This window comes from Streptomyces sp. ATCC 21386 (assembly GCF_018728545.1).
GTDB lineage: Bacteria > Actinomycetota > Actinomycetes > Streptomycetales > Streptomycetaceae > Streptomyces.
The window spans coordinates 2,729,594-2,751,900 of the sequence record NZ_JAAVVL010000001.1; the positions used below are offsets into that span (position 1 = coordinate 2,729,594).

Below are 22,307 nucleotides of genomic sequence, written 5' to 3' on the forward strand. Positions count from 1 at the left end.
GGCACGATTGCCCGTAGAGAAGACGGGCCGGGGTCCGTAGAGAAGGCGGGCCGGAGGCCGTGGAGAGGGCGGGCGTGCGGGGGAGGACCCGGTGCCCCGGCCTGGAGGTCGGGGCACCGGGCTGCGGCTGGGTCAGAACGTTCCTGACGTGGCCTTCTCCGGTTCCGGGACCGTCATGCGTACCGGCTCCGTACCCGTCGCGCTGTGGCGGGCCGCCCAGTTCTCCAGGGCGGTGCGGCAGGCGTGGTCCAGGTGGTGGAGACCGGTGAGGTGGAGTTCCACCGGGCGGTCCTGCGGAAGGGACTCCAGGTCGTCCAGGATCTTCGGCAGGCGGAGGAAGGTCGCGTTGCCGGAGAGGTAGGCCTGGACCGGGCCGGCGCCCTTGTCGATGACCTCCAGCTTGATGTGCGAGGCCTCCCAGGCGGTCTTGGCCACGGAGAGGGCCAGACCGATCAGCACGCCCTCGAACATGTTGACCGCGACGATCGCCACGGCCGTGGCGACCAGGATCAGCGCCTCGCCCCGGTGGCCGCGCCACAGGGAGACGACCCCACGGAAGGGGATCAGCTTCCAGCCCGCGTGGACGAGGATGCCGGCCAGGGCGGGCAGCGGGATCAGCGCGAGTGCCCCCGGCAGCGCGGCCACGAAGAGCAGCAGCCAGACACCGTGCAGCACCCGGGATGCCTTCGTCCTGGCGCCGGCCTGGACGTTGGCGGAGCTGCGCACGATCACCGCCGTCATCGGCAGCGCGCCCAGCAGCCCGCACACGGTGTTGCCGGCGCCCTGGGCCATCAGCTCCTTGTCGTACTCGGTGCGCGGACCGTCGTGCATCCGGTCCACGGCCGCCGCGCTGAACAGGCTCTCGGCGGAGGCGATGAGGGTGAAGGCGAGGACCGTGCCGAGCAGGGCCACGTCGGCGAGTTGGCCGAAGGCATCCGGGCCGGGCGGCTGGATCACGTCCAGCAGGCCCTTCACCTCGACGTTCGCCACCGGGAGGCTGAAGGCCAGGCTGGCGCCGGTGGCCAGCAGGACCGCGGCGAGCGCGCCGGGGACGAGCTGGACCTTCTTCGGCAGGCGCTTCCACAGCACCATCACGGCGATGGTGCCCGCGCCGACCGCCAGCGAGGCGAGCGCGGTGGTGCTGCCGACGGCGTCGACGAAGGCGCCGGGCAGGCCCGCGATCTTGTCGATGCCGGAGGCGGGCGCCTTCAGGCCGGCCGCGGCGTAGAGCTGGCCGGCGATGATCACCAGGCCGATGCCGGCGAGCATGCCCTCGACGACGGAGACGGATATGGCGCGGAACCAACGGCCCAGCTTCAGCGCGCCCATGGCGAGTTGGAGCAGACCGGCGGCGAGCACGATGACCCCGAGGGCGGGCAGCCCGAACTGGCGGACCGCCTCGAAGACCAGCACGGTCAGACCGGCGGCGGGGCCGGAGACCTGGAGGCTGCTGCCGGGCAGCAGGCCGGCGACGATGCCGCCCACGATGCCGGTGACCAGGCCGAGTTCGGCCGGTACCCCGGAGGCGACGGCGACGCCGACGCACAGCGGGAGGGCGACCAGGAACACGACGAGCGAGGCGCCGAAGTCCTGTCGCAGATGGGGAAACCTGGAGGTCGGGGACGGGGGAGAGGTCGGGGAGTTCATCTCGGGCACCTGGCCGCCGGTCACAGGGTCTCGAACTTGTCGGAGTCCGCGCGGTGTTCGCGCACGGCGCCCGTGTGGACCTCGTAGTACCAGCCGCGCAACCGCAGCCGGCCGTCCGCGACGCGCTTCTCCACGCACGGGTAGGAGCGCAGGCGCAGCAGCTGGCTGAGGACGTGGTTCTGCACGCCGTCGGCGACCGTCGGGTCCTCGACCGTCCCTGCCGGGCGGGGGGTGGCGCTGGTCAGCCAGTCGCGTACGGCAGGCACGGCGTCCAGGTCGTCGCCGCGCACCAGGGCGCCCACGGCGCCGCAGTGCGAGTGTCCGCAGACCACGATGTCGGTGACGCCGAGGACCTCCACGGCGTACTCGATGGTGGCCGTCTCACCGGTGGGGCGGTCGGCGGTGTACGGGGGGACGATGTTGCCGGCGGTGCGCAGTTCGAAGAGCTCGCCGGGGCGGGCGCCCGTGATCAGGGCCGGGACGACCCGCGAGTCGGAGCAGGTGATGAACAGGACCTCGGGGGACTGGCCTTCGGCCAGCCTGGCGAACTCCTCAGGGCGCTGTCCGAACGTACGGGCGTTGTCGATGAGGGGCTGCATGATGTGGTGACTCCTCCTGGCGCGCCTCGTGGCGCGTCGGGCTTGCACGACAGAGTGGGGGGAACAGGCGCTCCGCGGCTCAGCAGCGGAAGACCTGGAGAGCGGCCGGGGTGTGGGCCGTGAGGGGTCTCGACGCCCGGTGGTGCGGGGCCGAGGGCCGTTCGGACGCGCTCGCGGCCGCCGGGTTCTCCCCCAGCGGCGGACGCGCGGGCGTCCCAGGAACGGTGTGGGTGGTGAGGCGATGCCGGTCGCGTGTGCGATGGGGACCGGTCGGGTCCTGTGAGGGTGCGCACGTGCGGTGGGTGACCGCCGTGTCACGCACCGGCTTCGCGGTGAGGGTGTTTCCGGGCTCGGCTTTGGCCTTGGCGTGACCAAGCGTGTGCGCGGCTGCGAAGGATGTCGTGGGAGCGAAGAACGCCAGGGTGAGCAGGACGGCGGCTAGGGCCGAAAAAACGGTCCGGGTCGTCGTACCTCGCAATATGAGCCTCCTCACCGGCAGTTCCGGGTGTCTCCCACGCGTCGACACTTGCTCGACTTGGTCAACCGATGGTCAACCACTGGTCAAGAAACACGTTAACCCTGCAAAGTTGTTTGCAGGGTTAACTTAACGTTGCGAGCTGAAGAGAGCCTGAAAAGCGCGGGCGGGTTGGCTGGAACTGACCCTTGACGTGGGGGAGTTTCGCTGGATCGCGGTACGGCCGGTGGCGGTGCGCTCAGTGCTCCACGAGTCGCTTGGCGTCGCGCGCGAGGGCGGTGAGGCGGGAGATGGCGCGGAAGTACTTCTTGCGGTAGCCGCCGTTCAGCATCTCCTCGCTGAACAACTGGTCGAAGGGCAGCCCGGACGCGAGCACGGGCACCTCGCGGTCGTACAGCCGGTCGGCGAGCACCACCAGCCGCAGCGCCGTGGACTGGTCCGGCACCGGCTCGACGTCCGTCAGGCAGACCGCCTTCAGACCGTCCGTCAGGGCGCCGTACCGGCTGGGGTGGACGCGCGCGAGGTGGTCCAGCAGGTGCGGGAAGTCGTCGAGCGAGGCGCCCTCGGTGGCGTACGCCGCCTTGGTGACCTCCTCGTCGGAGTACGGTGCCGGGGCCTCGGGCAGACCGCGGTGGCGGTAGTCCTCGCCGTCGATCCGCAGGGCGCGGAAGTGGGCGGACAGGCCCTGGATCTCGCGCAGGAAGTCGGCCGACGCGAACCGGCCCTCACCGAGCTTGCCCGGCAGCGTGTTCGAGGTGGCGGCCAGTGCCACGCCCGCGTCGACCAGCTTGCCGAGCAGGGTCGACACCAGGACCGTGTCGCCCGGGTCGTCCAGCTCGAACTCGTCGATGCACAGCAGGCGGTGCCCGGAGAGGGTCTGGACCGTCTTCTGGAAACCGAGGGCGCCGACCAGGTTCGTCAGCTCCACGAACGTGCCGAAGGCCTTGAGCGCGGGCTCGGCCGGGGTGGCATGCCAGAGGGAGGCGAGCAGATGCGTCTTGCCGACGCCGTACCCGCCGTCCAGGTACACGCCGCGGGGGCCCGCCGGGACCTTGGCCTTCGCCTTGCCGAAGCCGAAGAAGCCACGCCTGCCGGCGCCGGTCGCGTGCGCGCCGCCGAGGCCCGCCGCGAAACCGCTCAGGACGCGGACGGCCTCGGTCTGGCTGGGCTGGTTCGGGTCCGGGATGTAGGTGTCGAAGCGCACCGAGTCGAAGCGGGGCGGCGGCACCATCTCGGCGACGAGCCGGTCCGCGGGGACATGGGGCTCGCGGGTGCACAGGGACGCGGGAGCCGCTTCGGGTATCGAACCGAATCCGGACACGGTGGCTGAGGACGACGACACGGTTACCGAGTCTAAGGGTCGTGCCACACTGCACGACATGCGACGCCTGTTCCCTGTGACCGACGAGACAGCGGCCCGGACACCGGAAGCGACCGGTGGGGCCCTTGCGGCCGAGATGCCGACGGCGGACGGCGGTGTGGGCCCGGCGGATGCCCGGACGCCGGGCGCCCGCGGCGGCCGCCCCGCGGCGGCCGGGGCGTCGGACCTCGTCGAACGGGAGTGGAGCCTCGACGAACTGGCCGTCGCGTACGCCTACCCCGAGCCCGCGCCCGGCGGGCGGGAGCCCTGGCTGCGCGCCAACATGGTGTCCACCCTCGACGGCGCCGCCCAGCACGACGGGCGTTCGCAGCCGATCTCCAGCGAGGCCGACATGCGGATCTTCGGCACGCTGCGGGGCCTCGCGGACGTGGTGATCGTCGGCGCGGAAACGGTACGGCAGGAGGGGTACCGTCCGGCACGGGCGCGGGAGGCGTTCGCCGAGGCACGCCGGGCGGCCGGACAGACGCCCGCGCCCGCCGTCGCCGTGGTGAGCGCCAGCCTGGACCTGGACTTCTCGCTGCCGCTGTTCACCTCGCCGCTGACGCCCACGCTGCTGCTCACCGGTGCCGCCGCGGCCCCGGACCGGGTCGCCACCGCCGAGAAGGCGGGGGTCCGGGTGGTGGTGGCCGGGGACGGGATGGGCGTCGACCCGGCCCGCGCGGTACGGGCCCTCGCCGACCTGGGGCTGACCCGGCTGCTCACCGAGGGCGGACCGCGCGTCCTGGGCCAGCTGGTCGCCGCCGACGTCCTCGACGAGCTCTGTCTGACCGTGTCGCCGATGCTCACGGCCGGGGGCGCGCAACGGATCGCCGGGGGACCCTCGGTGGCGGTGCCCAAGCGCTTCGCCCTGGTGTCGCTGCTGGAGGAGTCCGGGTTCCTGTTCGGTCGTTACCGTCGTACGTGAAAGCAGGATCGTCGTACGTGAAAGCGGGCGGAATCTACCGTTCCGTTTAGCTTTCGCCGGGCACACTAGAACTCTGAGGAGTGAGGGCCCACGGGCCCTCCGAGGAGAAGGGCGCCTGTGGTGTCGTTCACGAGCGTATTGATGATCGAGAAGGCTCTGACGTCCGCGGACGTCGAGTTCGTCACGACCCTGCACGGCGACGAGCGGGCCTCCTTCCACGTGCTGCTCCAGCCGCGCGGGAATCAGGCCGACCGGTTGCTGCGGGCCATCGACGACCTCGCCCTCGGTGAGCTGGACGAGGCGGCGCGGGAGGGGGAGACGCCGGAGGGGGAGCAGGCGATGGACGCCGGGGAACGGGCCCTGGAGGTGTCCTTGCAGGCACTGCGGGGGGCCGGGAGCACGGCGGAGGGGCGGCTGATCGAGGACCATCCGCTGGACGCGCTGAAGTCGCTGGTGGAGGAGGTTTCGGCCGATGAGGTGTTGGTGCTGACCGATCCGCATTACGTGGAGGAGTTCTTCCACCGGGACTGGGCCTCGCGGGCTCGGCACAAGGTGGGGGTGCCGGTGTTGAAGTTGTTCTCTCATGCGCGGGTGTGAGGGGCGCGGGGCGCCGTAGGGGTTGCTGTGTTCTGTCGTGTGCGCGTACGTCGTGGCTGGTCGCGCGGTTCCCCGCGCCCCTGAAGGGCGCGGCCCCTGGCCCGTGGCCACGAGATATCCGGGTGTCGGTAGCTACTAGGGTGGGGAGCGCGCCTGCTGTGGGGCGTGGATGCATTCGTACCGTCGCTTGGAGAACACGCATGGCTCCCGGACTGCCTACCGCCATGGATCGGCCGCACTTCATCGGGATCGGTGGGGCCGGGATGTCGGGGATCGCGAAGATCCTCGCGCAGCGGGGGGCCAAGGTCGCCGGTAGTGACGCCAAGGAGTCGGAGACGGCCCAGGCGTTGCGGGCGCTGGGGGCCACCGTGCACATCGGGCACGCTGCGGAGCACCTCGCGGACGACGCGACCTGTGTGGTCGTGTCCTCGGCGATCCGCGCCGACAATCCCGAGCTGGCCCGTGCCGCCGAGCTCGGGATCCCCGTCGTCCACCGGTCGGACGCGCTCGCCCGGCTGATGGACGGGCTGCGGCCGATCGCGGTCGCCGGCACGCACGGCAAGACCACCACGACGTCCATGCTGGCGGTGTCGCTGGGCGAGCTGGGGCTGCGGCCGTCGTACGCCATCGGCGGCGACCTCGACGTACCCGGCTCGAACGCCTCCCACGGTGACGGGGAGATCTTCGTCGCCGAGGCCGACGAGAGCGACCGCAGCTTCCACAAGTACGCGCCCGAGGTGGCGATCGTCCTCAACGTGGAGCTCGACCACCACGCCAACTACGCGTCCATGGACGAGATCTACGAGTCCTTCGAGACGTTCGCCGGGAAGATCGTGCCCGGGGGCACACTGGTGATCTCCGCCGACCACGAGGGCGCGCGTGAACTGACCTCCCGGCTGTCCGGGGTGCGCACGGTGACCTACGGCGAGCGCGAGGACGCCGACGTACGCGTGCTGTCGGTCGTGGCGCAGGGGCTGAAGAGCGAGGTCACGGTGGTCCTGGACGGGCAGGAGCTCACGTTCACCGTGTCCGTGCCCGGACGGCACTACGCCCACAACGCCGTCGCCGCCCTGGCGGCCGGTGTCGCCCTCGGTGTCCCGGCGGCAGAACTGGCGCCCGCGCTGGCGGCCTACACCGGCGTGAAGCGGCGGCTGCAGCTCAAGGGCGAGGCCGCCGGGGTGCAGGTCATCGACTCCTACGCGCACCACCCGACCGAGATGACCGCCGACCTGGAGGCCATGCGGGCCGCCGCCGGGGACGCGCGGATCCTGGTCGTCTTCCAGCCGCACCTGTTCTCCCGCACCCAGGAACTGGGCACCGAGATGGGGCAGTCCCTGGCGCTCGCGGACGCCTCGGTCGTCCTCGACATCTACCCGGCCCGTGAGGACCCGATCCCGGGGGTCACCAGCGAGCTGATCATCGACGCGGCCCGGACCGCGGGCGCGGACGTCACCGCCCTGCACGACAAGGCCGAGGTGCCCGCCGCGATCGCGGGAATGGCGAGGCCCGGTGATCTCGTTCTCACCATGGGCGCGGGTGATGTGACGGACCTGGGCCCGCGGATCCTGGACCGTCTTTCGAGCTGAGGGGCTGAGGTTCATGTCGTACGACGTCGAGAAGCCGGACGAGCAGTGGCGTGCGGAGCTGACGCCGGCCGAGTACGCCGTGCTGCGGCAGGCCGGCACGGAGCCCGCGTTCGTCGGTGAGTACACCGACACCAAGACCAAGGGCGTCTACTCCTGTCGCGCCTGCGGTGCCGAACTCTTCACCTCCGACACGAAGTTCGAGTCGCACTGCGGCTGGCCGTCCTTCTACGACCCGAAGGACAGCGACGCGGTGGAGCTGTTGCAGGACCGGTCGCACGGGATGGTCCGCACGGAGGTGCGGTGCGCCCGGTGCGGGTCGCACCTCGGGCACGTCTTCGCGGGCGAGGGGTACGCCACCCCCACCGACCAGCGGTACTGCATCAACAGCATCTCGCTGAGGCTGACCGCCGACGAGAGCTGATCGTCGGCGGGAGCCGGGGTTGACTACGTGACTACTGTGTGAAGGGTGTTGACGCGAGAGGTCTCTCGGACCGAGCCGGGGGGCCTGACCTGAACGGACTGGTGTACTTTCTGGCGGCCGCCACCCTGTGGACCGGCTTCGCCGCCCAGACGCCCGGCCTGTGGCGCGACCGGCGTGATCCGATGAAACGCGCGCTCTGCGCCGTGATCTTCCTGGCCGGGTTCTGTTTCGCTCTCGGTGCTCCTCCCACCGTCGGCTTCGTCAACCGTGTCCTCGGCGTCCCCAACGCCGCCGCCTGCCTCGCCTACGGCGCGGTGAACGCCTTCTCCGCCGCGTCCCTCGTGCTGATCGTGCACTGGCGCGGCGCCGACGACCCCGCCCGGCTGCGACGGGTCTGCCGCCGCTGGCTGCTCGCCTACGCCGTGATCATCGCGGCGCAGACGGCGCTCTTCACCGTGGGGGACGCGCCCGTCGAGCGCCTCGCCGACTTCGACACCTACTACGCGGACACGCCGTTCATCCGCGAGATGATCGTGCTCTATCTCATGGCCCACCTGGCGGCCGCCCTCACCACCACGTTCCTGTGCTGGCGCTGGACCTTCCAGCTCAGCGGCTGGACACGGCGGGCTCTGGCCGTGCTGGCCGTCGGGTGGCTGTGCACCAGCGCGTACGGCCTGCTGAAGACGGTGGCCGTCGTCGGCCGCTGGACCGGGCAGCACTGGGACCCGCTGAGCACGCGGCTCGCGCCGATGATGGTCACCGTCGGCGCGGTCCTCACCTCGGCCGGCTATGTCCTGCCGCTGCTCGGACCGCGCGTCGACAGCCTGGTCGCCTTCCTGCGGCTCGGGCCGCTCTTCCGGCTGGTCGGCTCCGGAAGCGGCGGCCGCATCGGACGGAACGTGCTGCTGTCCTGGCGTTCCCTCGGCGACGTCGAACTGCGGCTGACCCACCGGACGACGGCCATACGGGACGGACTGCGGGACGTGTCCGTCCACTTCGACGAGGCGGTCCGTGAGCGGGCCTACCGGCAGGCGCTCTCCCTCGGCTCCAGTGCCGGTGAGGCCGAGGCCATCGGGGACGCGGCGATGGTGGCCGTGGCGGTGATGTCGGGCACGCGGGAGCGGGTCGGGGGCCCGTGTCGGCAAGGCCGTCAGGGGGACGTGGATTTCGCCGCTCTGGACGTGCTCGTGGGGATCGCCGGGGGGCATGGGGGGCCTGCGGGCGCGACGGCCGGGGGGCAGGGGCTGGACACGGGACAGCCGGCGTTGATCCGGATGTCTCGGGCGGTGCGGGCGGGGGTCGTCGAGGGGGCGGTACGCGCGGAGCGGGCGAAGGGCTGGTAGAGAATTGCTCTTCGGCTGCGAGCCGGTGGGGCTTCTCGCGCAGGTCCCCGCGCCTCTCACGGGGCGGGGGCGCGTCTGTCGAGGTTGTTCAGGATGTTTCGTTCCTCCGGGGTGAGCGGAGGGCCCGACAGCGGGGGGAGCAACGGGCCCAGGGCCGTGGACAGGAGGAGGGTGGGGCGGAGCAGGTGGAGGGCGTCCGCCTGGAGGGTGGTCACGGTGCACATCGCCGCCGAGACCCGGTACGAGCCGGTGGCCACGCGCGTCATGCGGCCGGTGTAGGCGGACAGCAGACGGTCGGCGAGCGTGGGGGACTTGCCCCGCACCCCCGGGAACCACTGGTCCTGGCCGACCGACATGGTCCACGCCGCGTTCACCACCCTCGCGGCGGCCCGCTGCACCCGTCGGGCCAGACCGGGCGCGCCGACACCGGTCCGGTCCAGCTCCCGGCACAGCTCGCGCGCGCCCAGCGCGGCCACCGACATGCCCTGCCCGTAGACCGGGTTGTAGGTGGCGACGGCGTCCCCGAGTGCCACCAGCCCCTCGGGCCACCGCTCGGACTTCTCGAAGTAGCGGCGTTCGTTGCGGGTGCTGCGGCTGAGAGTCACGTCGGTCAGGGGTTCGGCGCCCGCGATCAGCCGGCCCACGAGGGGATGGCGCAGGCCGAGGGCGAAGGGGACGAAGTCCTCCGGTGAGGCGGTGGGTTCGCCGCCCCGCGTGCCGGCCAGACTCACCAGCCAGCGGTCGCCCTCGATCGGCAGGAGGAGGCCCGACCGGCCGGGCCGGCCGCCCGTCGGGTCCGCCGTCACCTGTGCCGGGGGGAAGTCCGCCGCGCCCACGGGGGTGCGGTAGAGGCGGGTCGCGTAGACGAGTCCGGAGTCGACCACGTCCTTGCGGATGCCCGTGATGCCGAGGTCCGCGAGCCAGTGCTCGACACGGGTGCCGCGTCCGCTCGCGTCGACGACCAGGTCCGCGCGCAGACACTCCTCGGGTGCACCCGCCCGCGTGCCCCCGCCCCGATCTCCCCCGGCCGTGAACCGGACGCCGGTGACGCGCTCGGCGGTGCCGAGGAGGCCGGTGGCCGAGGCGTGCCGCACGCTGACGCGGGTGGTGCTCGCGGACACGGCCTCCCGTACGGTCCGGTCGATCAGGTCGCGGCCGGCGATGAGCAGGGGGTGGGTGTCGTGGTGGCGGGAACGGCGGTACCAGCCCTGCGGGCCCAGGGTGACCAGGCCGGAGGTGAGACCGCGCTCCCGGGCGCCCGCCGCCAGCAGCCGTTCGCGGACCTTGCCGCCCGGCACGAGTTCGTCGATGGCGTCACGGCCGCTGGGCAGGAGGACGTGGGCGTGGCGGGCCTGCGGAAGCCCTCGGCGCGGTCGGGGTTCGTCCGGAAGCTCGTCGCGCTCCAGCACGACCACCTCGTCGACGGACCGGGCCAGAGCCGCGGCGGCGAGCATGCCGCCCATGCTCGCCCCGATGACGACCGCGGTACGCGGCATGGGTCCCCTCGTGCTCGACTGTGTCTGCCCGCGCTCGACGGAGGCCCGCACCGGGCGTCAGGCCGGCGTCCGTGTTGCTGCGGTCCCTAGAAGATCAGTCCGACCATGCTCCGCACAAGGGGAGTCGATCTGCGGCAGGGCCCGCCCCCGGGTGTTCCGTGGGCGGGCCCTGGTTCTGCGAGCCGGGCTCTCCTGCTCGTCAGGCGGTGGCCCGTACCGCCTCGCGGATCACCGCCGCGACCTCCTTGGGGCGGGAGACCGCCACGGCGTGCGAGGCGCCCTCCAGCTCGGTGACGGTGGCGCCGGCGCGCTTGGCGCCGAAGCGCTGGACGTCGGGGTTGATGGCCTCGTCCGCGTCGGCGACGACGGCCCAGGACGGCTTGGTCCGCCAGGCGGCGGTGGCGGCCGTCTCCGTGAACACCGAGGTCGAGAGCGGGCGTTGGGAGACCGCGAGGATCTCCGTGACCTCGGCCGGGACGTCGGCGGCGAAGATGCCCGGGAAGGCCTCGGGCTTGATGGTGACCTCCACGGCGGGGTCCGCGCCCTCGACGGGGTAGGTCCGTTCGTCGAGGTTGGCGACCAGCGGCGACAACGGGAAGCGGTCCTGCAACTCGCCCAGGCTCTCGCCCTGTTCGGGGACGTACGCGGCGACGTAGACCAGGCCGACGACGTTCTCGGCCGCGCCCGCCACGGTGATGATCGCACCGCCGTAGGAGTGGCCGACGAGGACGACGGGGCCGTCCACCTGGGCCGCCGCCGACGCGACGTACGCGGCGTCCGAGGCCAGACCGCGCAGCGGGTTCGCCAGCGCGCGGACCGGGATGTCCTGGCCGCGCAGCTCCTCGACGACGCCGGCCCAGCTGGACGCGTCGGCGAAGGCGCCGTGCACGAGAAGGACGGTGGGGGTGGGGGACATGGGCGGATCTCTCCGTTCTGTGGGCCCGCCGGTCGACCGCGTGATGTCGGCTGTGTGCCGGGCGACCGTGGGCAGTTGGGCAGTTGGGCAGGACAGGTTCGGGCAGTACAGCTGTCGGGCTGCGAGGCTGAGGGCCGTCGGTCTGCGGACCGCGTGGCTACTTGGCGTGCAGGGCGGTGCGCAGGGTCGTCGTGGCCAGGGAGATCGCGGCCTCGGCGGCGTGGGTCCCGCGCAGGGCGTTCAGCATGACGAAGTCGTGGATGATCCCCTGGAAGCGCACGGCGGTCACCGCCACACCGGCCTCGCGCAGCTTGTTCGCGTACGCCTCGCCCTCGTCGCGCAGGACGTCGGCCTCACCGGTGATCACGAGGGCCGGAGGCAGGTCCTTGAGCTGGTCGACGCTCGCCCGCAGCGGGGACGCGGTGATCTGGGCGCGCTCGGCCTCGTCGGTCGTGTACTGGTCCCAGAACCACTGCATGCCGTCGCGGCGCAGGAAGTAGCCGGTGGCGAACTGGTGGTAGGAGCCGGTGTCGAAGGCCGCGTCGGTCACCGGGTAGAAGAGCACCTGCTGGACCAGCGGGACGTCACCGCGCTGCTTGGCCATCAGGGTCAGCGCGGCGGTCATGTTGCCGCCGACCGAGTCACCGGCCACCGCCAGCCGGGCCCCGTCCAGGTCCTTGGAGGAGCCCTGCTCGACGACCCACTTCGCGACCGCGTAGTTCTGGTCGATGGCGACCGGGTAGCGGGCCTCGGGGGAGAGGTCGTACTCGGGGAAGACGACCGCGGCCCCCGCGCCCACGGCCAGCTCACGCACCAGCCGGTCGTGGGTGTGGGCGTTGCCGAACACCCAGCCCGCGCCGTGGATGTAGAGGATCACGGGCAGCACGCCCTCGGCCCCGGCGGGCCGGACGATCCGGGCCCGGACACTGCCCGTGGGACCACCGGAGACGGTGATCCACTCCTCGTCGATCTCCGGCTTCACGATCTCGCCCGACTGCACCTCGTCGACCGCCTTGCGGCCTTCGGCGGGCGGCAGTTCGAAGAGGAAGGGCGGGTTGGCGGTGGCCTCGGCGAAGGCGGCGGCCGCCGGTTCCAGGACCGGGCGGGTCGGTTCGGGGGTGTCGGACATGTGGTTCTCCCGATGGGTCGTGATGACGTGCGGGCGCGCTCGCTTCGAGGTGTCGTACGGGCCGCGCCCGGTTCGGTGGCGCACGCGGACGGCGCGTGGTCGTGGGTCGCACGGGTCGGCGCCACGGCCAGCACGCTAGGCCGGGTGTCGGCCGCGGAATGGCCCACCAGCGCACCGAAGTCGGTCCGGGAGCGCACGACATGGGCGGCCGCGGGGCCCCGTGCGCTGTGAGGACGAACGAGGTGCGCCGCCGGACCAGGGGGAGACGTCCGACCCGCCTAGCTTTCCGGCATCACCCGGCGATCCGCGTAGGCGGACGCCCTTTCGGAAGGCATGCCCATGGCTCACACCGACACCGACACCGACACCGACACCGACACCGACACCGACACCGACATCGACATCGACGCCGTCACGGCCACTCCCGGTCCCGACCTGCTCACCCCCGACAACTGCGCGGTCCTGTTCGTCGACCACCAGCCGCAGATGTTCTTCGGCACCGGCAGCGGTGACCGCACCGCGATCATCAACGCGACCGTGGGGCTGGCCAAGACCGCCAAGGTCTTCGACGTGCCGGTGGTGCTCAGCACGGTGGCCGCCGAGTCCTTCTCCGGGCCGCTCCTCCCGCAGCTCGCCGATGTCTTCCCCGACCGCAAGACCGTCGACCGCACGACGATGAACGCCTGGGAGGACGTCGCCTTCGTCGAGGCGGTGAAGGCGACGGGCCGCCGGAAACTCGTCATCGCCGGCCTGTGGACAGAGGTGTGCGTCGTCCTGCCCGCCCTGTCCGCCCTCGCCCAGGGCTATGAGGTCTACGTCGTCACCGACGCGTCCGGCGGTGTCAGCCCACAGGCCCACGAGCACGCCGTGCAGCGGATGATCCAGGCCGGCGCCGTACCGGTCACCTGGGTGCAGGTGCTCCTGGAGTTCCAGCGCGACTGGGCCCGTGAGGATACGTACGGGCCCACCACCGAGGTGGTCAAGGAGCACGGCGGCGCCTACGGCCTCGGGATCGTCTACGCCCAGGCCGTCATCGGCGAGCACGCGGCGGGCTGAGCCGGGGCCGGTCCCGTCGGCGCGGGCGGGGCTAACGGTCGTGGAGCCGTGTGCCCCGGCCGTCCGGCGGGGCCTGCCCCGCCGAGTCCCGCCACTCGCTCGGCGACATGCCGTACGCCGCCCGGAACACCCGGCTGAAGTGGGTCGCGCTGAGGAAGCCCCAGCGGCCGGCGACGGAGGCGATGGTCCGGCGGTTGCGGACGCCGAGCACGAGGTCGCGCCGGCACTCCTCCAGGCGGCGGCGCTGGACCCAGCGGCCCACGGACGTCCCCTCGTCCTGGAAGAGCCGGTGCAGATAGCGCACCGAGATGTGGTGGGCCCCGGCGATCACCTCGGGCGACAGGTCCGCGTCGGCCAGATGCGCGTCGATGTACCGCAGGACTCGCGCCATCAGCGGCGAACGGCCGACGGGTGTGTCCCCCCGGTCGGCGCCTCGCGCACCGGTGCCGGCCCGGCCCAACTGCTCCGCCGCCAGTGTGGCCAGGAGGTTCACGGCGTTCCGGGCGAGCATCTCGCCGACCGGGGGCTCCGTCGAGATCGCCGAGACCGCCGTGTCGGCCAGCTCGGACAGGAACGGCGACACCAGGGTTCCCAGCCGGGAGGACCGGGCCACCGGGTGCGCGACGACGCGCCGCAGGTCGCCGCCGCCGTCCTCCAGCCCGAGCTCCTCGCGCGCGACCAGGAAGACCTTGAGGCGGCAGTGCTCGGGGAAGTCCGGCAACGGCGGGTGGTTCGCGTCGTAGAAGCAGATGTCGCCCGGGTGGAGCGAGAGGTCCGGGATCCGGGCGGACGACGGCTCCCGGGTCCCGTGCAGCCCCACGAACAGGTACGCGCCCCCGGCCCGCGCGGTCAGCCGGTACGCCCCGACCCCTGGCCGTCCCTCCCCGGGCAACTCGGCGGCGTTCCCACCGAGAACGGTGATGCGGAGACCCGCCGAAGCGATGGCGCGGAGACCCGTCGGGGCGATGGTGCCGATGTCGGACCTCGTCATCTGTGCCTACCTCCAAGGCCGTTCGAGCACACCGTGCAGTGACTTCACCCGGAGCCTAGGAAGGGAGATGTGAAAAAAGAGTGACCGTGAAGTGACGGCGGTCGGCACCGGTTCCTAGGGACTGTCGTACGCGCCGGTCAATTCGGTGGCGAGGGCCCGCAGCAGCTCGTGCTGGGTGTAGCGGCCGGGCGAGCGTTCCACGACGAGGTGCGCGTCGGCCAGGCCGTCGAGGACCTGCCGGGCCCGCCGGATCGGGAGTCCGGCCAGGGCTGCCGCCGTCTCGGCGTCCAGGTCGGGGCCCGGGTGCAGGGACAGCAGACGGAACAGCCGGGCCTGCTCCGGCGGCAGGCGACGGTAGGAGCGGGTGAGGACGGCGCGGAGGTCGGGTGTGCCGCCGGGCGCGATGAACGCGTCGAGTCCGCCCGGGGTCTGTCGTAGTTCGGCGACGAGGGTCGTGAGGTTCGCGAAGGGAAGGAGGGGTGCGGGTTCGGGGGAAGGGAGCGGCTGGTGGGTGGCGCGTGCCGCGATGATTGCCAGGGCGAGTGGCAGTCGGCCGCACCTGCTCACGATCTCGTCGACCGTCTCCGTCTCCGCCTCCGGTGCCGCCTCCGGTGCCGGTGCCGGTGCCGGTGCCGGTTCCGGCCCGGTCGGTGGGTCGGCGTGGCCGAGGTGGGCCGCCAGTGTGGTTCGGGCGTCCGCTGTCGAGGGCAGGTCCAGGCGGAGGGGGTGGGCACCCGAGGCGATGAGGCCCGACAGGCCGTTGCGGCTGGTGACCAGGGTGAGCGAGCCGGGCGACGCGGGCAGCAGCGGCCGTACCTGCTCGGTGTCGGCCGCGTCGTCCAGCACCACCAGCAGGCGTCGGCCGGCCAGCAGGCTCCGGTACAGCCCGGCGAGCGCGTCCGTGCCGTTCGGCAGACGCGCGGGCGGCACCCCCAGCGCGGTGAGGAGCGCGCGCAGCGCCGCGGCCGGCTCCAGCGGGGGCTCCACCGGGTCGAACCCCCGCAGCCCGAGGTGGAGCCGGCCGTCGGGGAAGCGCTCGGCCACCGTGTGCGCCCAGCGCACCGCGAGTGCCGTCTTGCCGATCCCGGGCATCCCGCTGATCAGCACGGTGGTCGGCGCCCTTCCGGAAGGGCCGGCCGGTCCCGTCATCTCCCCGTCGGTCTCCTCGCCGTCCGTGAGTTCCGCCAGACGACGGAGTTCTGCCCGTCTGCCGACGAAGACGGGGGGAAAGGGCGGAAGTCGCGTGAGTGGTACGTCCGGAACGGCCGTCGGCGATCCGTCCGTCGACCGTGGCGGCGCGGGCGGTTGGGGCTGCGTGGCAGGTGGTGGGGGCGCGGGGGTGCGAGGCGGAGGCCAGTCGGGCGTGGTCCACTCCTGGCGGAGCACCCTCGTGTGGGCCGAGGTCAGGTGTGTGCCCGGTGTCACGCCCAACTCCTCGGCCAGCAGCCGTCGTACGTGCTCGTACGCGGCCAGGGCCTCCGCCTGGAGACCCGACGCGGCCAGGGCCAGGACGAGCGCGGCGTGCAACGACTCGTCCAGCGGGTCCAGTTCGAGGGCCTGGCGCAGCCGGGGCAGCACCTGCTCGCTCCTCCCGCACAGGAGCGCCGCGTCGGCGGCCATCCTGGACGTGCGGAGCAACTCGCGTTCCACTTCGCCGAACACGGCGTGCTCCCGGACGGCGGCGGGGATCCCCCTGGCCACCGGCCCCCGCCACTCGCGCAGCGCGTCCACGAAGTACCCCGCCGCCGCCTCCGACCGCCCGGTGGCCGCGGCCCGCTTGCCCCGCTTGGTGAGCGCGCGGAAACGCAGCAGGTCGACGTCGTGCTCGTCGGCTTCCAGCAGATAGCCCCCGGCGCGGCGCACCAGCCGCCGTCCGGGTGCCCGGGGCGGCAGCCCGGGTTCGAGCAGGCGCCGCAGCGAACCGGCGTATCGGCGCACCACGTTCCGCGCACTCGCCGGGGCCCGCCGCGGCCACAGGACGTCGACGGCGTCGTGCAGAGGCACCACTTGGCCCACCCGTACGACCAACAGGCCCAGCAGTGCTCGCTGTTGGGGGAATCCGAGGTCGAGTTCCTCCTCACCCCGACGCACCCGGAGCGGCCCCAGCACGTCGAACCTCAGCGATTGCGCCCGTGGGTCGAGGGGGCGGTGTCGCACGGCGTCGGTCACGTCGTGCGCTCGCTCGTGGTGAGCAGGGCCCGGACCTGGTCGGCGTCCGGGTGACCGAGGGTGATCAGAAGGGTGAGGGCCTGCTGCCGAACCTCGAAGGCGCCGGTGTGGTCGCTCATCGCGGCATGGGTGTCACCGATGTGGACGAGCGTGCAGGCCTCCAGGTAGGGAACGCCCAACTCCCGGTAGAGGGCGAGGGCGTGGCCGTAGCCGAGCAGGGCGTTGGGGTGGCGGCCCAGGTGGTGGTGGGCGTACGCGATGGTGTGCCAGGTCGCGGCCTCGCCGTAGCGGTCGCCGAGTTCCTGGAGCAGGGCCAGGGCCCGATGGCAGTGCTTCAGCGCCTCCTGGTGCTCGCCGAGCAGGGCGTGGTACCAGCCGACGGAGTTGAGGACACTCGCGTACGCGGTGCGGCGGCCGCTGACCCGGAAGAGCTCCATGGCCAGCCGGTTGTGACGGAGGGCGCCCGGCAGGTCCCCCTCCTGGTCGTGGGTCCAGCCGAGGCTGCGATGGGTGTCGGCCCGCCCTACGGTGTCGCCCGCCTCGGTGAAGAGTTCCAGCGCGCGGTCCAGACGGTGCCGGGCCGACCCGTGCAGCCCGAGCCGGCTCTCCGCCCGGGCCAGCGCGCGCAGCCCCCTGGCCTCCCACACGGGGTCCGCGGTCCGGAGCGCCGCGTCGAGGGCGATCCGTTGGACGGTCGTCCAGTCGTGCCAGTGCCCTCGCCGGTCGAAGTACGGCTCCAGCGACCAGGCGAGCAGGCACGCCACCCGGTCGCGGCCGGACCTGGCAGCCGCCCCGACGACGGCCAGCAGCGTCGGGTACTCGGCGGTCAGCCAGGCCAGCGCCTGCGGATGGTCGGCCAGCGGTTCGGCATGGACGCCGGGCGGCGGCGGACCCGGCGGCATGGGATCCGCGTGCGGGGCGAGCAGCGGCTCGGCGGCGTGCGCGGTGTGCAGGTAGTACGCGTACAGCCGCTCGGTGGCCGCCTCCCGCGCGTCCTCCGGTTGTCCGGCCTGGGCATTTTCCTGCGGCTGTACGGCCGGGTCCGGACCCTTCGGGCGTTCGGCCGGGTGCTGGCCCTCCGGGCGTTCGGTCGGGTGAGTCGTCTCCGGGAGTTCGGTCGGGTGCTGCTCCTCCAGGAGTTCGGTCGCGTGTGCGCGCAGCAGGTCGTGCAGGGCGTAACGGCCGGGCGCGGGCTCGCCCACGAGGTGGACGTCGGCCAGTTCCGCGAGGAGCGACCGTGCGCGGCGCACGGACAGCCGGGCGAGCGACGCCGTCGCCGCCGCCGAGAAGTCCGGGCCGGGATGCAGCGCGAGCAGCGGGAAGAGGACCGCCGCCTCGGCCGACACGGCCCCCAGCGACCACGAGAACACCGCCCCCACGTTCGCGGCCGTGTCCGTCCGGCTGAACGCGTCCAGACTGCCGTGCGCCGCGCGCAGCTCCGCCGCGATCGCCGACAGCGGGAAGTCCGGGTGCGCGGCGGCCCGTGCCGCGACACAGGCCAGCGCCAGCGGCAGTCCTCCGCACAGTGCCGCGATCTCCGCCGCCACCCGTGCCTCGCCCGCGAGCCGTCCGGCCCCTAGTCGGCGTTCGAGGAACGACCGGGCCTGCGTGGCGTCCAGCGGACACAACGCCAGCGTGTGCGCGCCGTGCGCGGAGACCAGGCCCGTGAGCTGGTTGCGGCTGGTCACGATGGTCAGGCAGCCGGGCGTCCCGGGCAGCAACGGCCGCACCTGCTCGGTGTCCCGGGCGTTGTCCAGCAGCACCAGGAACCGCCGGCCCGCCAACAGGCCGCGGTACAGGGCCGCCTGGGCGTCGACACCGTGAGGCACGCGCTCCGGGGGTACGCCCAGAGCGTCGAGAAAGATCCGCACTGCTTCTCCGGCGCTCATCACGCCACCCGAGGGCGCGAACCCCCTGAGGTTGACGTAGAGCTGCCCGTCCGGGAAACGGTCCGCGACCCGATGGGCCCAGTGCACGGCGAGCGTGGTCTTCCCGATGCCGGCCATCCCGCCGATGGCGCTGATCACGACGGTGCCGGTGGGGGGCGCGTGATCACCGCCGGCCCCGCCCTCGGTGCCGGCGCCGCTGCCACTGCCGGTGCCGCTGTCGGCGTCCCCGGTGAGGAGTGCCAGGACCTGGTCCAGCTCGGTGCGACGGCCGGTGAACGTCGGCAGGTCGTGGGGGAGTTGGGCGGGGACGGCGGTCGGGGCCCTCAGTGGGGGCACGACCGGGGCGGGGGTTTGGGCCTGGGCCACGGGTGCGGCGGAGGCCGATGGCTGGGGGCCGGGGCCGATGAGGGCGACGGCGTCCTCGGCACCGGAGGGAGCGGGCTTCGGCGCACCACCGCCGCGCGCGAGCGAGCCGTCCGGGCCGCCGCCTTCGCGTGGCACCTCCTCGCCGGGCTCGCCCTCCGACCGCGCACCGGCGTGCGGACCGTCCGCGACCCCGCCCCCGGCACGCCGAGGGCCGCCGTACGACGCCTCCTGCCGCCGAGGCCCCACGGACGACGTGCCCTCGACCGGCCCGGTGCCGCGCAGGACCGCCCGGTGCGCGTCGCGGAGTTCGGGCCCCGGGTCGATGCCCAACTCCTCGGCGAGCCTCGCGCGGGCGGCCCGGTAGGTGTTCAGCGCCCGCTCCTCGTACCCGGTGGCGGCCAGCGTGCGGACGAGCCGGGCCAGCAGCGGTTCGTCCAGCGGTTCGGCGCTCACGGCCTCCTGGAGCAGGGGCAGCACGGCGGCCGGGGTGTCGGCCCGGAGTGCCGCGTCGGCCGCCTCCCGCACGGCCGCCGTCCGTTCACGGTCGACCGCCGCGAAACCGGCGCGCTCCCGTACCTCGGCGGGCAGCCCGGCTCCGGCCGGCCCCCGCCACAGTGCCAGGGCGTCGAAGAGCAGTTCCACGACGCGTGCCGCCGACCCGCGCGGGTCGGCGGCGACCCGACGCGCCTCGTCCCGCAGTTCGCGGAACCGCAGCAGATCGAGGGAGTCGGCGTCGACCAGGAGCCGGTATCCGCCGGCGTCCCGTATCAGCCACCGACCGGCGGCACGGTTGGGCAGGCCCGGCTCCAGCAGCCTCCGCAGCGACCCCACATGACGGCGGACCACGTTCACCGCACTGGTCGGCGGTCGCCCGCCCCACAGCACGTCGACGATCTCACTCACCGTCACCGGCTGTCCCGCCCGAACGAGCAACAGCCCCAGCAGCGCCCGCTCTTGAGGAGGACCCGGTGCCGGTTCCGCCCCCGCCCGCTCCACGCGGACCGACCCCAGCACCGCGAACCGGACCGGCTCCAGCGCCAACTGCTCCTCCTGATATCTCGTATCTCGTATCTTTCTCGCCCCCCATGACCATACGTGAGGTCGCGAGTCACCCAGAGTCACGCGGGAGTTCCGGCTTCGCCTTGACCCTTGACGCCCGTGGAAAGCGCTTGCCACACTCGCGGCCCGCCCGAGGAATCGCCTGCCGGAACGAGTTCGACGAGAAGGACACGACGTACGGTGATCGCGTGGCAGGCGGGCCGAACCCCCCCACAGGAGAAGCCGAGATGGGACGCAGAGCCGCAGCCCCCACGCCCACACCAACGACCACACCCACGACCACACCCGCGAACCGCACCCGCACCCGCACCCGATCCCGCGTCCTCGTCACCGCCGCCTGCGCGACCGCCCTGCTCACCGGTGTCGCCGCGCTGACCGGGCCCGCGAGTCCGGCCCGGGAACTGGACGCGGCCCCGGTCGCCGAGGCGGGGGTCGCGGCGGCGTGCGGCGAGGGCTCGTACCAGGCCGAGGCCGTGCTCAACGGCGGTACCTGGACCGCCCGGCGCGGCAGCACGGTCACGTACACCGGAACCGACATGCGCGCGGCGATGCAGGCCGCCGTCAACAGCCTCACCTCCGGGCGCACTTCGAAGGAACGGGTCGTCGTGCGCGGCTCCGGGTCCATCGGGGCGGGCTCCCGGGTCTCCCTGCCGAGCTACACCGTGCTCGACGTGTGCGGCACGATCAACGTCACCGGCACGGGCTCGGGCGACCAGGCGCCGGTCTACTCCCGGGGCACCCGTGACATCGAGGTCCAGCACCTCAACCTCACCGGCACCCCGCTGTACGGGATCTTCCTGCGCAACGTCCAGAACGTCGTCCTCGGCCAGCTCGACATGCGCCTCTCGCGCGGCCTCGGCGTACGGATCGACAACCGGGGCGACACCAGCCAGTGGACGCGCAACGTCAGGATCGACAACGTGTACGTGTCGGGCGCGAGCAGTCACGCGGTCGAGACGTACGGCGTCGACGGGCTCACCGTCGGGACGGTGACCGCCCGGAACGTGGGCGAGTCGGGGCTGCTCCTCAACCAGACGATCAACGCCACGGTCACCAAGGTCGACGCGGACGGGGCGGGCGCCGGCACCGGGTACGCGGCGTTCCGCATGGCCAACCGCAACGGCCGGGTGGGCAGCGCGTATCCGACCAACATCCGGGTCGGAGAGGTGATCGCGCGCGGCGGCGGACGCGGGGTCTTCTGTGTCTCCGAGAGCGGTGGCGCGGTCATCGACCGGATCAACCTGACCAACACCGGCAACAACGCGATCCTGATCGAGAACTGCTACAACATGAATCTGGCCGCCCAGAGCGGCACGGTCTCCGGCGGGGGTGAGATCCGGCTCGCGGCACGGTCGGAGTTCGCCAACAACCGTGACATCACCGTGCAGAACCTGACGGTCACCAACTCGTCCATCAGGGAGAGCCCCTGCGGCGAGAACACCACCTTCCGCAACAACCGCCTGGTCAACAGCGCCCAGAACATCTGCTGACCGGGCCCACTGCAGGGCGCGCCCGGCACCCGCTCCCGGGTGCGCCCGCCCCTCCGCTCCGAGCCGGCGGGAGCGGGGGAGCGGGCGGACGAGGCGCGATCAGGGCGCCGCCGCGTAACAGCGGACGGCCACCGTCTGATCCGGGCCCCACCGCTGTTCGACCGTGGCCAGCAGGCGCCAGCCGAGCCGTTCGTACAGGGCCGCCGCCGCGGTGTCGGACGCCACCACGTCGAGCACCGGGTGCAGTCCGCGCTCCCGCGCCTCGGAGGCCGCGCGGGTGAGGAGCGTCGCCCCGATCCCCTGCCCACGGGCCGACGGCGCGACGAAGAGGCGGCTGATCACGGCGATCCGGTCGGCTCCCGTCCCCGTCCGGGCACTCCACAGCCCCGGCGCGGCATCGTCCGCGTCGCTCCGGGACAGACCGACGTGACCGGCGATCCGGCCGCCCTGTTCCACCACCCAGGAGGCGACGAGCGAGGGCGGCGACAGCCACTCGTCGGGTCGCTCGGGCCAGTTCACCGGGTAGCCGTCGCATGCGTGGACCTCCGCGAGCACACGGACACAGCCCCCGAGGTCGCCACCGGTGCGAGGCCGCACATGCCGGTCCGGATCCCCGGGGAGCACGTCGGCGCCGGACGCGCTCTCGGCGGGTGCGTCGGTGCCGGGCGTGCTCTCGGCGGGTGCGTCAGCCCCGGGCGCGTTCGCGGTCAGGGCGTCGGTGCCGGGTGCGTCGGCCTGGGACCCGTTCTCGTCGGTCGCGTCGGCGTCGGGCGCGTTCCCGCCGGCCGCGTCG

17 protein-coding genes are annotated in these 22,307 nt (G+C 72.9%); 7 read left to right on the forward strand and 10 right to left on the reverse strand.

Annotated features, from left to right (window positions below; all coding sequences use genetic code 11):
* Positions 1–132 precede the first annotated feature (132 nt).
* From GWK25_RS11935 to zapE, 3 genes are all read right to left on the reverse strand, one after another.
* On the reverse strand, positions 133–1,647 hold the full coding sequence (locus GWK25_RS11935; protein ID WP_215449781.1) for a SulP family inorganic anion transporter: 1,515 nt from the start codon (positions 1,645–1,647) through the stop codon (positions 133–135).
* A gap of 20 nt (positions 1,648–1,667) precedes the next feature.
* Positions 1,668–2,246: a carbonic anhydrase gene (locus tag GWK25_RS11940; protein ID WP_215449782.1), complete on the reverse strand. Its 579-nt coding sequence runs from the start codon at positions 2,244–2,246 to the stop codon at positions 1,668–1,670.
* A 713-nt stretch (positions 2,247–2,959) separates the two neighbouring features.
* Positions 2,960–4,102, reverse strand: a complete 1,143-nt coding sequence (zapE, locus tag GWK25_RS11945; protein WP_251828830.1) for a cell division protein ZapE — start codon at positions 4,100–4,102, stop codon at positions 2,960–2,962.
* Here zapE and GWK25_RS11950 point away from each other — a divergent pair.
* From GWK25_RS11950 to GWK25_RS11970, 5 genes are all read left to right on the forward strand, one after another.
* Positions 4,101–5,006 (forward strand): pyrimidine reductase family protein, encoded by a 906-nt coding sequence (locus GWK25_RS11950; RefSeq protein WP_251828831.1) that lies wholly within the window; start codon positions 4,101–4,103, stop codon positions 5,004–5,006. The two genes, zapE and GWK25_RS11950, sit on opposite strands and share 2 nt — an antisense overlap.
* A gap of 141 nt (positions 5,007–5,147) precedes the next feature.
* A complete protein-coding gene (locus GWK25_RS11955) occupies positions 5,148–5,603 on the forward strand; it encodes an indole-3-glycerol phosphate synthase (protein ID WP_215449784.1) in 456 nt (151 codons plus the stop codon).
* A gap of 200 nt (positions 5,604–5,803) precedes the next feature.
* Positions 5,804–7,189 carry a UDP-N-acetylmuramate--L-alanine ligase gene (murC, locus tag GWK25_RS11960; RefSeq protein WP_215449785.1) on the forward strand — a complete coding sequence of 462 codons (1,386 nt, stop codon included), beginning with the start codon at positions 5,804–5,806 and terminating at the stop codon, positions 7,187–7,189.
* 13 nt (positions 7,190–7,202) lie between these two features.
* The gene (gene msrB, locus GWK25_RS11965; RefSeq protein ID WP_215449786.1) at positions 7,203–7,610 is read left to right on the forward strand and encodes a peptide-methionine (R)-S-oxide reductase MsrB; all 408 of its coding nucleotides are present in this window, start codon (positions 7,203–7,205) and stop codon (positions 7,608–7,610) included.
* A gap of 101 nt (positions 7,611–7,711) precedes the next feature.
* A complete protein-coding gene (locus GWK25_RS11970) occupies positions 7,712–8,953 on the forward strand; it encodes an MAB_1171c family putative transporter (RefSeq protein ID WP_308404217.1) in 1,242 nt (413 codons plus the stop codon).
* Positions 8,954–9,009: 56 nt separating this feature from the next.
* Here GWK25_RS11970 and GWK25_RS11975 read toward each other — a convergent pair whose 3' ends face one another.
* From GWK25_RS11975 to GWK25_RS11985, 3 genes are all read right to left on the reverse strand, one after another.
* A complete protein-coding gene (locus GWK25_RS11975) occupies positions 9,010–10,449 on the reverse strand; it encodes an NAD(P)/FAD-dependent oxidoreductase (RefSeq protein ID WP_215449787.1) in 1,440 nt (479 codons plus the stop codon).
* Between the two features lie 199 nt (positions 10,450–10,648).
* Positions 10,649–11,365, reverse strand: coding sequence for an alpha/beta fold hydrolase (locus GWK25_RS11980; RefSeq protein WP_215449788.1), 717 nt, complete (start codon positions 11,363–11,365; stop codon positions 10,649–10,651).
* Between the two features lie 157 nt (positions 11,366–11,522).
* Entirely contained in the window at positions 11,523–12,494 is a 972-nt protein-coding gene (locus tag GWK25_RS11985; RefSeq protein WP_215449789.1) for an alpha/beta hydrolase, read from the reverse strand.
* 339 nt (positions 12,495–12,833) lie between these two features.
* On the opposite strand from GWK25_RS11985, the gene GWK25_RS11990 reads away from it, so the two are divergent.
* Positions 12,834–13,550, forward strand: a complete 717-nt coding sequence (locus tag GWK25_RS11990) for a hydrolase (RefSeq protein ID WP_215449790.1) — start codon at positions 12,834–12,836, stop codon at positions 13,548–13,550.
* 31 nt (positions 13,551–13,581) lie between these two features.
* Here GWK25_RS11990 and GWK25_RS11995 read toward each other — a convergent pair whose 3' ends face one another.
* The 3 genes from GWK25_RS11995 to GWK25_RS12005 form a co-directional block, all read right to left on the reverse strand.
* Positions 13,582–14,541: a helix-turn-helix domain-containing protein gene (locus GWK25_RS11995; RefSeq protein WP_215449791.1), complete on the reverse strand. Its 960-nt coding sequence runs from the start codon at positions 14,539–14,541 to the stop codon at positions 13,582–13,584.
* 114 nt (positions 14,542–14,655) lie between these two features.
* Entirely contained in the window at positions 14,656–16,710 is a 2,055-nt protein-coding gene (locus tag GWK25_RS12000) for an AfsR/SARP family transcriptional regulator (protein ID WP_308404218.1), read from the reverse strand.
* The gene (locus GWK25_RS12005; RefSeq protein WP_215449792.1) at positions 16,707–20,006 is read right to left on the reverse strand and encodes a BTAD domain-containing putative transcriptional regulator; all 3,300 of its coding nucleotides are present in this window, start codon (positions 20,004–20,006) and stop codon (positions 16,707–16,709) included. Before GWK25_RS12005 ends, GWK25_RS12000 begins: the two co-directional genes overlap by 4 nt.
* 245 nt (positions 20,007–20,251) lie before the next feature.
* On the opposite strand from GWK25_RS12005, the gene GWK25_RS12010 reads away from it, so the two are divergent.
* A complete protein-coding gene (locus tag GWK25_RS12010; protein ID WP_251828832.1) occupies positions 20,252–21,514 on the forward strand; it encodes a hypothetical protein in 1,263 nt (420 codons plus the stop codon).
* Positions 21,515–21,613: 99 nt separating this feature from the next.
* Here the strand turns inward: GWK25_RS12010 and GWK25_RS12015 are convergent, their stop codons facing one another.
* Positions 21,614–22,069, reverse strand: a complete 456-nt coding sequence (locus GWK25_RS12015; RefSeq protein WP_215457335.1) for a GNAT family N-acetyltransferase — start codon at positions 22,067–22,069, stop codon at positions 21,614–21,616.
* Between the last annotated feature and the right edge of the window lie 238 nt (positions 22,070–22,307).